Below are 11,945 nucleotides of genomic sequence, written 5' to 3'. Positions count from 1 at the left end.
GATCAGCTCTGGATCTAATAAACAACTACTCTAGATGACTTAATGCATTTGCACTGCTAAGTTTCCAACCATGCCTTCCCTTTTCAACGGTATGTACACTGGTGTTGCCCATGGGATAAAAGCTGGACTGATTGCTCCATTCCCGATTCTCAAGCAGATAATACAGGATGTTAATCACTCCGCCGTGAGTAATTAACAGAACATTGGACTTGAGTGTATTCTCCTCTAGACCTCTGAAAAGATTCTCGAAAGCAGTGCTTATCCGTTTATAAAAATCCCTTGGACTTTCTCCTCCCGGAAAAGGGGAATCCATCTCAAGGGTGTTGAAATAAACCCCTGGGTAATGTTCTTCAGCATCCTTATGGAGCATGCCTGCCAAATCTCCGTTATTCATCTCCCGCCAATCTTTCATTAAGCTAGCCTGCATGTTTAATCTCTTCTCAATTTCCCGTGTAGTCTGTACTGCACGAGGAAGATCACTGCTAATGATCGTATGTATGTTGTACTCGTCAGCATGATGTTGCAAATGCTCTCCCAATTTCCTGGATTGATTGATTCCTTGTTCCGTAAGTCCACGATCGCTCCATCCGCCTCGATACCCTTCCTCATCCATCCCATGCCTTATCAGATAAATTTTCAAGATCTCTTCTCCTTTTCACTTTGAACAGGTTAACTATATATGTGACTGGTTTCGTTTGTAACAAATAAACCCGACCTCTGATAGCTTCTATCCGAGATCGGGCATTTCCTGCAACCCATTTATCTTACAAATGTGTTATGAACTCGCTCTGATTTGATAAAGTAAGGAATCCAGATCGCACAAGTAAGTACCGACTTGCCAATATCTCTTAACGAGTTTCCATCCTCAAGTTCTCTCGCCATCGGAATCTGAAGCAACAATAAATAATCAATGACACTAACGGCTAGACTGACACTATAAAACATGATCATAAGACGAGGAAAGATCGATTTTTTACTATACAAAGCAATGATAGTATATATGCTAAACACTAAAAACAGTGCGTTATATACCGTTTCAAAAATAACGACCGGTCCCCATAGCGGGTGATAATATGCAGATTGCTCCGAAGTTAGCAACTCCCAAGTCTCTGTGGTAAGCATGGGCAAACAATACAGGACCAATTGGAGCGCCAGGAAAATCAACGTAAGAAATAATCCGATCTGGACGAGAATCAGCCAACCACCCAAGCCCGATACGCCTAGTGGACGGTAGTCTGTCTTTTGCTCTTGAATATGTGGTTCCACCTCGTAACACTTCCTTATACATTTTAGTTTTTTAGTTTTTTAGTTTTTCAGAGATGAGTCTTCCACGTAATCGTACTCATACAAATCAAATCTACGGGTACTTCTTTCCCCTTACTACACGTGCGTTGTATGTATTCTCACACTCTTCTTATAGCTACCTCTCCATCCTCCTCTTATATAGAATTTTACACAACTTCCTTATTGTACTACGTGTGTCAAGAAAGCCAAAGAAGACCTTCGCTATACTTCCGCCATGTTCAGTTTAGTACGCGTCAGTCATAATCCTCTTATACAGATGCAGATGGTGACTCAGTATTTGACTACAAAGGAGGATATGGATATGTCCAATCCCAAAGTAAAACTTTTGCCTTTTGCCGACATTTCGAACTATGTCGAGGGATTCGATATCGTTTCCACCCAGTGGGGCGGGGATGGCCGAGTCTATGTGCTGTTGATGAATCAAATCCCCGAAAGAAAACGAGGTATGTTCGTCCAAAGTAATTTGAATCAAAGTTATACGTACAAAGTGCTTATTGTGACTGACCAAACTATCGAGGAAGTTGTCATCTGGGGACAGACGTTCAATTATCATTACGTACAACCATTACATGATCATCTGCTGCTGGTCGGAGCACGGTGTGCGAATTATGGGAATGAACAGGTTGATCTGAACGCCAAAGTGTGCGATTTAGACGGAAATACAATTCGTGAGTTTTTGTTGGGAGACGGTATTCAGAGTGTACAGGTCACAGAAAAGGGAACGATCTGGACTAGTTACTTCGATGAAGGGGTATTTGGTAACTACGGATGGAACGATCCGATTGGATCATATGGTCTGCTGGCTTGGGATGAGCACGGGAATAAACTATATGAAAATCGTGAAGCTGACATTGCGGATTGTTACGCACTCAATGTGGTGAATGAGAAGCAAGTCTGGTTCTACTTCTATACCGATTTTGAACTCGGTTGTATCTCAGGGGGCACCCGTGAACCCAACGTTACATTCATGAATCCAAACATCTCCGGTTCCTCCGGCTTCAGCACGGATGGTTATCATTTCTTGTTTGATGCCGGGTACGGTAAACATGGGACGTTTGTGCTTAAGAAGATGGAGAAGCCCGGAAGATTGAGCAAGGGGCAGAAGGTTGATTTATTAAATGAAAATGGTCAGCCCTTCAAGCAGGCAAGGCAGGATTTTCGCCAACATCGTCTGCTACTCAGTGAAGGTAACTTGTTGTATCGGGTAACGATGGAGGAGATTACTTCCGCTTCTGGTTTGGATTAGTGGAACAGCGTGAAGAGGGTTATTTCTTAAAAGACATTCCCTCTTCTTCCAAAGCGCTTCGCAGTTTAGGTATGGCAGATGGCCCGATTCCGTGCAGCTTCAGGATTTCTTTCTCCGTGTACTCCGCAAGTTGCTGTAGTGTTGTAATCCCTTCATTCTCCAAGGCTCGTCTGGCGGGAGCAGACATCAAGGCTAGAAATCCATTTTTCGGTTTACGTTCAGCTTCGCACGTTGGACAGGTTGGGCAATCACTTTTTTTATAATACGAATGTCCTTGTTCGCATGTTCTGAGTGTTCCTTTATCGTTTGCCATATGGGCATCCCCTTCTGGATTAAGTATTCAACCAGTTCTTCATATCTGAGATCATATTTTCGTATTGTTTCAAAGCCTCTAAAGTCCTAATGACTTGTGATGTTCCTAATAACTGTTCCTCTATGTCCGTACATTCAATCCACAGTGACCGTTTAAGACTATACTCGAGCCAGTCCAACTTTCCAGCAAAACCAACATCCAGAACCACTTCCCAATTGGCTGTTAGACTCCCCACTCGCTTCTTATATCCACCTATAAAAGCCAAGAACTTTTCCTCGTTTATACTTCCAGAGCTATCTACTGACCAATACACAGCTGTTTCTACCAGATCATGCATCGGATTAATATAACCTGCCGATTCCCAATCTATAATAATAGGAATGTCTTGTCTCCACATCACATTCTTAGGCTCCAGATCTCTGTGACTAATAACATTATTGGATGCCAGCATTGAAGATGAATTCTTAGCTTTCATGCTCCACTCATACAGCTGATCCATATTGGAATCCAAAATCTTAATCCATTCCGAATTCTCAATTCTTCCTTTGTTCAGATAAAACATCCAATCTATTTTTTTAGAATTAGTCGCCTGTGAACTATCCAATTCTAGTTGTCTAAAATCCGTTTTATGGATATCTGCAAGGATCGTTCCCATCAGAGAACTGTTATTGAAGGTAACTTCATCTTGTTTCAAACATTGACCCTCAATCCAATCAAATATTAGATAGAATTGATTATCAATGTTATGCATAGAAGCACCCTTTAACCTTTTTGCAGGTTGAGCATGGATATGTTCAGCTGCCACGTTTGCTATTTTTTCTGAATCCATATAATTCTGCACAGCAGAAGGTCTTATCATGATTTGGGGATTCAATGCCTTAACTGCATAATTAGCTTGCGTCGTTTCAATGGCGTACATTCGATGAAGAAGTCCACCTGAGATTGGTTTGGGCGAACTGATCAATTCACCAAGCTGTAATTCATTACACAGTTTCTCAAAATTTAAAGTATATTGAGTATCGCTCATATGTTATCCCCATTCATTTTGTATTGATCAAATCCCTCGCATTGGAAATTCTCATTTGGGCCATTTGTCGAATCAAAGATTACATTCCGTACTCAGCAAAAATGGCTGCATATTTCTTTTCAAATATCGTCCAGCGCTTTTCGGCTCCGTATTTGGCATGTAGTTGCTGTAAATAATACTTGGCTTCTTCCGTATCGCCGGCTTGTAGCAGGAAGCGGAAAGTTTCTTCACTTAAATGTAGCGCTGTCTTCGCCATATAATAATGGACTATATCTCTGGCCCCTGTTAGCGAGTGTAGGAATGAAATACCCTCTTCCAAATGTGAAACCAGTTCTTTCGATAAAGCGTCTGGATTGATATCGGGCGTTAAGGTATAGTGCGCCGGAGCGGAAGGGACTATTTCCTCGATCCGGCAGGTGAAATGCGATTTGTTCTCCAATACGACCCCACTCAATGCAACAGACTGCAACTCCGCGAGCTCGGTGGAATGGACACTACAGTTAATATAAAACTGCACGTGACTACTCGTGTTAACCTTTGATTTTTGAACGTTGAACTTGTATACGAGACTTCCAGCCGCTTTGGAGAAATTCAGATCTTTCTTGGAATAGTCGTGTTTGGCCAATAAGGGTTTGACGTCTGTGTTGATGATCTTCTTAAACAGTTCCTGCATAAGATATCACTCCCCTTTTGTTCAGAATCATACTTGTTCTATTTTATAAAAATAAGGGCCACACATGGATTCATGCGTATACACGTACGTCCATGTAAACGCCCGGTCGAAGATATAGATATCTTGCTCCGAATCAAAATCTGCTGCAATGATCCGATTCGCATTTTCGTATAAAAGTACCCAACCACCACTTTCATACATCACACATACTTCATCTTTCGGCTCGGCATTGAAAGCATCTCGTGCTTCATCATGTGTCAGACATTTCTGTTGTTCATAACTGAACATATGCCACTTGTACTCGCTATAATGGATAGACTCTTTGACCACATCATCGATATTATGTGCAAACACGCTATCCCATTGCTTTACAATCCCTTCGGATTCCTCGTACAGTTCGGACACGATAACTCTCTTATCCTGCAAGTTCTTCTTGAACATTTATTCCTGATGGATACGCTCAATTCCCCAATATGCTCGGTTCAGTTCCAATTCGGGTAAAGTATCCAGCAACTCATTAATTTTATCTCGAATCATCATTACCTCCGTAGGCTATCTGGAATTAAAATAGTTGGTCCTTGCCTGCCTGTTTAGCTTCTTCTCGCAGCATATGAGCCAGTTGGTACATCTCGGCGATGTCATATCTGTTCTGTGCCCGGAACCTCCGAATCGCTTCATCAGTCTCTACCACTTCAACAGCAACCACCTGCTCGCCATCCTCTGGATTCAGCGGATCACCGACAAGTTCAACATCTCCATATCCGATGATTCGCACGAAATGGGGATGCGGGATATGCGGTCGATACGGTTCCAACGCACTGGATGTACAGTGGAATTGGCCAAAAATCTGATAGGAACGCATTTCTGCCCCAAGTTCCTCCATCAGTTCGCGCTTCAGTCCATCCATATACTGCTCACCTGCTTCAAGCGTGCCTCCGGGCAGCTCCCAGTCTCCATTATCCAGTTGGAAGACAACACATTGATCCCCGACAAATGGAATGATGCTAATATTGCTCACCAGCTTTTCATCCAGGATGTCGTTTAATCTGAACTCTGCCTCAATAATCCCCCAATGAATCGACGTACTCAGCGCCGGGAATTGTTCTGCATTCAAGCTGCTCATCCGCACCGTTCCTCTCTATGTAAAATAAAATCTCTCATCTATATACTTCTGCCAATTATAGATGAAAATGAAGAAAGAAGGCCACCTTCCCCTTGAGGGAATACATGACCTTCTCGTCCTTAATCACATCAGATCGTTCCATTCCTGACAACTCACCTAATCGTCTAATGCTGCACCAGCTTTCCCCTTTCCAAAAAAAGAACCTGGCTACAGAGCGGCAAGATCCGCTCATCATGTGTAACCATCACTGCACTCTTGCCCTGCTCTTTCACGAGCCGTGCAATCATGCCGACAATATCCAGCCCGCGCTCCGCATCCAGGCTAGCTGTCGGTTCATCCGCGAGCAGGACAGCCGGATCGTTCATCAACGCCCGTGCAATGGCGACCCGCTGACGTTCCCCGCCAGACAGTTTCTCCGTATACGCCTTCCGCCGATGGGTCAACCCTACGGTATCCAATAGCTCATCCACTCGTTTCTCCGCCTTGTTTTTATCCGTTCCGGCAAGCTTCGCGACCACCATCAGTTGTTCTTCTACTTTGAGGTAAGGAATGAGGTTGGCACTTTGGAAAATAAAACCAAGCTGTTGAAGCCGTACATCGGATATATCTTGTTTGCTTTTGCCCATAATAGAAGCCCCGTCCAGCAGAACCTGTCCTTCCGTTGGTTCAAGAAGTGCGCCAGCAATGGACAGGAATGTACTTTTACCCGAGCCGGAAGGCCCCATCACAGCCACCAGTTCCCCCTCGGCCACCTCAAGGTCGAGCTTATCCAGAATCGTGCGTTTACTGCCACCATCTTCAAAGGTCTGGGTAATTCCCTGTAATACCAATCGGTTTCTCATGCTGCAGTCCTCCCAATCGCATCAAGTGCATCAATTTTGGTAACCTTCCACACTGAAAATAATGAACCCGCCATAGACATTAGGATGAACAATATGCAGGTTGAGGCAAGCGTGGATAAGCCTAATTGAAATGGCATTGATGCTGGCAAGATGGACTCAAACAGTCGAACCAACAGTACGCTAATGACCAAACTGCCAACCGATAGAATGAACACTTGTAACGAAACACTACCCGCCAGATATCCATTCCGCGTTCCGATCGCTTTTAATATGCCGAACTGACTTGTTTTCTGAATCGTGATGACATAGAAGAATACCGCAAGCACAAACGCCGAGATGACATATAGAAAAGCGATCATCATGAGCAACGATCCCTGCTCTTCCTTATATCCAGGAATGGCCGATACGGCATCCGATTTCGTGATGACTTCCGTATTAGGCATTGCAGCACTTAGTTCGTCTACCTGCTCACCCGCGTCCTTTACCGCAATGGCATTGTATATCGGAGCATTGGCATTGGTGTCGGCCGAACCTTGTGTAGTTCGTGAACCTCCTTGAAGCGTAACCCATTCTTCTTCATTCAGGAACACGACCGGCGAGTGACTGAAAGACTCATTTTGTACAAATCCGCCAACGGTCCACTTCATCCCCGAAGCTTGATCGACCAGAACGGTGCCAATCGTCACACCGGATTCAGCTAACTTATGATCCACCACAACCTGCCCGTTGGTCTGATCCGTAATCGGAGTTCCTTCGGTAACTGCTGGAGCAAGCCAGCCTTCCGGATTCACCATGAACAACGTGACATCAATCTTTTTCGTGTCGCCCATTGGACTGACGGTTGTCATTTTCACACCGAGCGGCTCAGCGTTCTCTTGCCCCACTACGGAGCGAGCTTGATTAAGCTGATCCTGATCCACTTGTGACCGGGTAAACCGATGATTCGAATCCTGTTCCAGCACAAAGTGGGTTGCTGCCATATTTTTGACCGAAGCTGCGTTATCATACGCCAGCCCCTGTGCAAGACCTGTAACAAACAGTACCAGAAATGAAACCAGCACCATGATTGTAGCAATTAAGGCATACCGCCCTTTGGCATACCTCATTTCCCGAATAGCCAAGTACATGTTGTGTGACCTCCCTCTTGATAATCCAAGTATAGGAGGCGAAAATGAACGGAAAATGAATAACAGATTACATCTGCGGAAGGGTCACGGTAAAGACTGTTCCCTCAGGCGAACTGGCAACCTCAATTGTACCGTCATGGATTCGGATAATTTTCTGCACAATGGCAAGTCCAAGCCCGGTTCGCCCCGAAGAACGTTCCCGCGCACGGTCCACCCGGTAAAATCGATCGAACAGAAAAGGCAGATGCTCCGCAGCAATGCCGTCCCCTGTATCCCGAATCTGGATTACACACTGGTCATCTATCTGCTCGGCATGGATCTCGATGCTTCTTCCTTGTGGAAGGTGATTCACCGCATTACCGAGAAGATTCATCCAGACTTGCATGAGCAGCACTTCATTGCCAATCAGCTGGATGGATTCGGGCACCGAAATCCGAAGGAGCAGTTCTTTTTCTTCCAGTTGCCATTGCAGCACCTGAACCGCTTGCCGGAATTGATCCCGCAGAGAGAACTTCACTTTGGTCAGATCTTCGTTGCCTTGTTCAAGGGAGGACAGGAGAAGCAATTGTTTGCTGAGCAAAGAGAGATGACGACTCTCCTCCTCAATGATCGATGCATAGTGCTCTCGTTCCTGTTCGGGTAGATCTCGATCCGCCACCAATTGGGCAAACCCCTGAATCGAGGTCAGCGGTGATTGAATCTCATGGGATACGTTCGATACAAACTGTTGCCGTGCCTGATCGACCCTCTCCAATTCACGGCTCATGGTCATGAAATGCTGGGCTAATTGTCCAATCTCATCCCGTCTTGCAGTAGGCAATTTCAGATTATATTTTCCTTGTGCGATGCGTTTGGTCGCCTCGGACAGACGTTCAATCGGATTGACCAGATATCGGGTACTGATCAGAAAGATCAGGATACTGATGCCTATGGTAAATGCGCCAATCAGTGCAAAAAAGATTCGCAGCTCACCGAACTGCAGAATTACATCCGGACGCATAAAGAGAGCGTAATTCGCATTGCCTAGCTGTAGATAAACACCCACGGTATTGCTTAATTGATTATCGAAGAAACCGGTAATGAACGGTTTACTTGGAAACTGGGCGACGCCATGGTACACCTCACCATTAAGTACCAGATCTACAGCTCGCTTGTCCAGGTCCTTCTCACGGAATTCGCGGCCGTAGAATTGGTCGTTGCCTTTTCCATCCGTTACATAGATTTCGTACCCGAGTGCGGCGGCATTGTTCAAATACTGCTCCATGGTGCCGGGTTGCTGCTCTACAAATTGCTTCATTTGCGTTGCAATGCCTACCAGCTTCTCATCATTGAATTCCTTGAGCTTCGCATGATAGTAGATATTCGACAAAAGGAAACCCAGCATGCCGCTGACCACAATTACCGCAACCGTAATGAGGAATACTCGGACGTACAAGGTCCTCACGGTGCTTTCACCTCCATCTTGTAACCGATGCCTCGCACCGTTTGGATGACAAAATCCTCCGTATAATCAGCAAACCGATCACGGAGTCGCTTAATATGTACATCAACAGTACGGTCATCTCCTTCGTAATCTGCTCCCCAGACAAGTCGAATGAGTTCATCCCGAGAGAACAAACGCCCCGGAAACTGGGCAAGCTGTGAGAGTAATTCAAATTCCTTCATTGGTAAAAAGAGAATGGATTGCCCGTCCGTGACCTCCACATTGTTACGGTCAATGACGATTCGATTCATGCGGATGATATCGCTGGATGTGCGATGGTACCGACGAAATAATGCCTTTACCCGGTAAACCAGTTCTTCGGGTTCAAACGGCTTGGTCACATACTCATCCGTTCCTTTCAAATAACCTTCTCTCTTATCAGATAGCTGATCTCGTGCCGTCAGCAACATAATCGGAATGTCGTAATGCTGCCGAATGAAATCACATAACTCCAGTCCGTCCATGCCTGGCATCATGACATCGAGGATCGCCAGATCGATTGGCGTTTCTTGCATCAGTTTCACCGCTTCTACACCATCCTGCGCTTCATGGACCCGATAGCCTTCCTTGGTCATGACATGCCGGAGGAGTGCTCGAATATTTGCATCATCGTCTGCCAGCAGCAGATGTTTCATATCGTTATCCGCCCTTCTATGTTGCGAGAACATCTCACTATCATCCTGCACAGATGGTAGCACAAAAGCAATCTCATTCGCCAGCACGTGCACGGAGATACCTTGGTATGTTTACATTTCCTTAAATCTGGTTGACACTACTATGAGGCGCAACTATAATAAAACAATAACATATGAACAAACGCTCATATATTCATTTGTAGGTGATTAATCCTTGTTAGGGATCATTTATAGTCACACTAGAATTCATATTACATAACGGAGCCTCGCTCCAAAGGAGAGGATTTAATATGTCTGGACATCAACACAGTCATAACCATGGGCACAACCACGCTCACACCACCAATAACAAGAAAGTCCTGTTGTTTTCCTTCATTATTATTACCGTCTATATGATCGTTGAAGCCTTTGGCGGATTCATTACCAACAGCCTTGCTCTAATCTCGGATGCAGGTCATATGTTGTCCGATTCCATTGCACTCGGGATCGCTTTGCTGGCGTTCACGTTTGGTGAAAAAGCCGTGAATACTGGCAAAACGTACGGCTACAGACGATTCGAGATTCTAGCTGCCACGTTAAACGGAATTACATTAATCGCCATTGCACTCTACATTTTCTACGAAGCCATTGGTCGATTCATTAACCCGCCAGAAGTCGCAACCGTAGGTATGTTAATCATCAGCGTCATTGGATTGCTCGTCAATATTCTGGTGGCCTGGATCATGATGCGTGGTAGCGATACGGAGAATAATCTGAATATGCGCGGTGCTTATCTCCACGTCATTAGTGATATGCTCGGATCGGTTGGTGCCATTGCGGCAGCATTGCTCATGATGTTCTTTGGCTGGGGTTGGGCCGATCCACTGGCAAGTGTAATTGTCGCGGCACTCGTATTGCGTAGTGGGTTCTATGTCACCAAATCATCTCTGCATATCTTAATGGAAGGTACACCGGCCAATGTGGATGTGAATGAGCTGGTGCAGACCATCAAACAAGTGGATGGCGTCAAAGGCGTACACGATGTGCATGTCTGGTCCATTACCAGTAACCTGAACGCACTGACTGCTCATATCGTCGTAGATGGAACGATGGATGTTTATGCATCCGAGATCCTGGTTCAGAAGATTGAACATATGCTGGAGCATAAAGAAATTAAACACGTGACGCTTCAAGTGGAGTCCGAGAAACATCTGCATGACACCTCGGTACTATGTACGGTCAAAGGCGACGCACCAGATGCTCACGCACACCATCACCATTGAGATGGGTATAAATATATAATTGCTTCTAAATAAAAACAGGGCAGATTCCCCGGAATGGGAACGCCCTGTTTTTATTTTCCTAAGTTCAGCTTTTTGGTATGAGTAGAAAATGGAATAGCCTTTACCTTATCGCAGCAGACTCTGGGCTATTTGTATCTGGCGAGTAGCTTTTCTTTCTTTTGATCGAATTCATATTCTGAAATGATATTTTTTTCTTTTAATTCACCTAGCTGAAGCAGTTGTTCATGAACATTCACAGGGGTCTTTTTTCTCTTGCCAGATATCACTAGGGCTAGAATTGAGAAAAGCAGACCATATAGGACACCGAGAAGTCCCAAACCTGCCGCTACTTCCGCACCATCTTGCGAACCATCTAAAAAAACGACCATTAACAAAAAATTGAGTACGAACCCAATAAGGCTGACAATCGATAATGCTTTCAATGAATTTATTCCTCCTACTTGTTATGTATGTTTTTATTCAAAATCAGGAAAGGTCGGTCAGAAGACTAAACATTAACCTCGTCCCAGTTTGTTATGACGTATCCAAGCTGAAACAACAGGATGACAATATAACTGATGTTGATTCCCAGACTGGTCTTCACTCTCTTAGTCTGATCTAAGAATTCCTCTTTGTTCATTTTTCCGCGTTCCAGCTTGGACTTTATCTTTTGTTTTTCTTTCCATAACAGCATAAACTCGATTACACCAAATACACCCCATACCAACGTATATATCAGTAACACTGCATTAGCAACTGACAACAGCATAAGGGAACCTTCATCCAAACCTTTCTCCATTCCTAGTTTGAAGCTTACATTCACACTCAAGGTGAGAATGACTAATCCAAAACCTATAAAACTTAAATACGGTGTGAATCTGGAGCTTCGCATGTGCTCTTCCTTTCCGG

At 44.7% G+C, this 11,945-nt stretch carries 15 protein-coding genes; 2 read left to right on the top strand and 13 right to left on the bottom strand.

Translation table 11 applies throughout. From position 1 onward, the window contains the following. Positions 1–25 precede the first annotated feature (25 nt). The gene (locus IFU39_RS20075) at positions 26–640 is read right to left on the bottom strand and encodes a histidine phosphatase family protein (RefSeq protein WP_192134490.1); all 615 of its coding nucleotides are present in this window, start codon (positions 638–640) and stop codon (positions 26–28) included. A gap of 119 nt (positions 641–759) precedes the next feature. Next, the gene (locus IFU39_RS20070) at positions 760–1,266 is read right to left on the bottom strand and encodes a DUF2569 domain-containing protein (protein WP_179198456.1); all 507 of its coding nucleotides are present in this window, start codon (positions 1,264–1,266) and stop codon (positions 760–762) included. Positions 1,267–1,606: 340 nt separating this feature from the next. Here IFU39_RS20070 and IFU39_RS20065 point away from each other — a divergent pair, with 340 nt between their 5' ends. After that, on the top strand, positions 1,607–2,551 hold the full coding sequence (locus IFU39_RS20065) for a hypothetical protein (protein ID WP_192134488.1): 945 nt from the start codon (positions 1,607–1,609) through the stop codon (positions 2,549–2,551). A 19-nt stretch (positions 2,552–2,570) separates the two neighbouring features. Here the strand turns inward: IFU39_RS20065 and IFU39_RS20060 are convergent, their stop codons facing one another. The 9 genes from IFU39_RS20060 to IFU39_RS20020 form a co-directional block, all read right to left on the bottom strand. Next, a complete protein-coding gene (locus IFU39_RS20060) occupies positions 2,571–2,864 on the bottom strand; it encodes an RNA polymerase alpha subunit C-terminal domain-containing protein (protein ID WP_192134486.1) in 294 nt (97 codons plus the stop codon). 19 nt (positions 2,865–2,883) lie between these two features. After that, positions 2,884–3,891 carry a phosphotransferase gene (locus IFU39_RS20055; protein WP_192134484.1) on the bottom strand — a complete coding sequence of 336 codons (1,008 nt, stop codon included), beginning with the start codon at positions 3,889–3,891 and terminating at the stop codon, positions 2,884–2,886. Positions 3,892–3,970: 79 nt separating this feature from the next. After that, positions 3,971–4,564, bottom strand: coding sequence for a DUF4304 domain-containing protein (locus IFU39_RS20050; RefSeq protein ID WP_192134482.1), 594 nt, complete (start codon positions 4,562–4,564; stop codon positions 3,971–3,973). A gap of 27 nt (positions 4,565–4,591) precedes the next feature. Then, complete coding sequence (locus IFU39_RS20045; protein WP_244661039.1) at positions 4,592–5,005, bottom strand: DUF4275 family protein; 414 nt, start codon at positions 5,003–5,005, stop codon at positions 4,592–4,594. A gap of 121 nt (positions 5,006–5,126) precedes the next feature. Beyond that, positions 5,127–5,687: an NUDIX hydrolase gene (locus IFU39_RS20040; RefSeq protein WP_192134480.1), complete on the bottom strand. Its 561-nt coding sequence runs from the start codon at positions 5,685–5,687 to the stop codon at positions 5,127–5,129. Between the two features lie 164 nt (positions 5,688–5,851). Further along, complete coding sequence (locus IFU39_RS20035; protein WP_192134478.1) at positions 5,852–6,529, bottom strand: ABC transporter ATP-binding protein; 678 nt, start codon at positions 6,527–6,529, stop codon at positions 5,852–5,854. Further along, complete coding sequence (locus IFU39_RS20030; RefSeq protein WP_192134475.1) at positions 6,526–7,656, bottom strand: ABC transporter permease; 1,131 nt, start codon at positions 7,654–7,656, stop codon at positions 6,526–6,528. Before IFU39_RS20030 ends, IFU39_RS20035 begins: the two co-directional genes overlap by 4 nt. Before the next feature lie 67 nt (positions 7,657–7,723). After that, positions 7,724–9,100, bottom strand: a complete 1,377-nt coding sequence (locus IFU39_RS20025; RefSeq protein WP_192134473.1) for an ATP-binding protein — start codon at positions 9,098–9,100, stop codon at positions 7,724–7,726. After that, the gene (locus IFU39_RS20020) at positions 9,097–9,774 is read right to left on the bottom strand and encodes a response regulator transcription factor (protein WP_192134471.1); all 678 of its coding nucleotides are present in this window, start codon (positions 9,772–9,774) and stop codon (positions 9,097–9,099) included. Before IFU39_RS20020 ends, IFU39_RS20025 begins: the two co-directional genes overlap by 4 nt. Positions 9,775–10,064: 290 nt before the next feature. Here IFU39_RS20020 and IFU39_RS20015 point away from each other — a divergent pair, with 290 nt between their 5' ends. After that, the gene (locus IFU39_RS20015; protein WP_192134469.1) at positions 10,065–11,036 is read left to right on the top strand and encodes a cation diffusion facilitator family transporter; all 972 of its coding nucleotides are present in this window, start codon (positions 10,065–10,067) and stop codon (positions 11,034–11,036) included. 146 nt (positions 11,037–11,182) lie between these two features. Here the strand turns inward: IFU39_RS20015 and IFU39_RS20010 are convergent, their stop codons facing one another. Together IFU39_RS20010 and IFU39_RS20005 are read right to left on the bottom strand one after the other, a co-directional pair. Further along, positions 11,183–11,479 carry an SHOCT domain-containing protein gene (locus tag IFU39_RS20010; RefSeq protein WP_091015079.1) on the bottom strand — a complete coding sequence of 99 codons (297 nt, stop codon included), beginning with the start codon at positions 11,477–11,479 and terminating at the stop codon, positions 11,183–11,185. A 65-nt stretch (positions 11,480–11,544) separates the two neighbouring features. Next, the gene (locus IFU39_RS20005) at positions 11,545–11,928 is read right to left on the bottom strand and encodes a hypothetical protein (RefSeq protein ID WP_105597824.1); all 384 of its coding nucleotides are present in this window, start codon (positions 11,926–11,928) and stop codon (positions 11,545–11,547) included. Between the last annotated feature and the right edge of the window lie 17 nt (positions 11,929–11,945).

Origin of the sequence: Paenibacillus sp. CFBP 13594, from assembly GCF_014842675.1 — a bacterium.
Lineage (GTDB): Bacteria > Bacillota > Bacilli > Paenibacillales > Paenibacillaceae > Paenibacillus > Paenibacillus amylolyticus_B.
This window is presented reverse-complemented; position numbering and strand designations above follow the sequence as displayed.

Coding starts and splice junctions, on each gene's coding strand:
- IFU39_RS20065 (WP_192134488.1), top strand. CDS start 1,607: ATGTCCAATCCCAAAGTAAAACTTTTGCCTTTTGCCGACATTTCGAAC.
- IFU39_RS20060 (WP_192134486.1), bottom strand. CDS start 2,864: ATGGCAAACGATAAAGGAACACTCAGAACATGCGAACAAGGACATTCG.
- IFU39_RS20055 (WP_192134484.1), bottom strand. CDS start 3,891: ATGAGCGATACTCAATATACTTTAAATTTTGAGAAACTGTGTAATGAA.
- IFU39_RS20050 (WP_192134482.1), bottom strand. CDS start 4,564: ATGCAGGAACTGTTTAAGAAGATCATCAACACAGACGTCAAACCCTTA.
- IFU39_RS20045 (WP_244661039.1), bottom strand. CDS start 5,005: ATGTTCAAGAAGAACTTGCAGGATAAGAGAGTTATCGTGTCCGAACTG.
- IFU39_RS20040 (WP_192134480.1), bottom strand. CDS start 5,687: ATGAGCAGCTTGAATGCAGAACAATTCCCGGCGCTGAGTACGTCGATT.
- IFU39_RS20035 (WP_192134478.1), bottom strand. CDS start 6,529: ATGAGAAACCGATTGGTATTACAGGGAATTACCCAGACCTTTGAAGAT.
- IFU39_RS20030 (WP_192134475.1), bottom strand. CDS start 7,656: ATGTACTTGGCTATTCGGGAAATGAGGTATGCCAAAGGGCGGTATGCC.
- IFU39_RS20020 (WP_192134471.1), bottom strand. CDS start 9,774: ATGAAACATCTGCTGCTGGCAGACGATGATGCAAATATTCGAGCACTC.
- IFU39_RS20015 (WP_192134469.1), top strand. CDS start 10,065: ATGTCTGGACATCAACACAGTCATAACCATGGGCACAACCACGCTCAC.
- IFU39_RS20005 (WP_105597824.1), bottom strand. CDS start 11,928: ATGCGAAGCTCCAGATTCACACCGTATTTAAGTTTTATAGGTTTTGGA.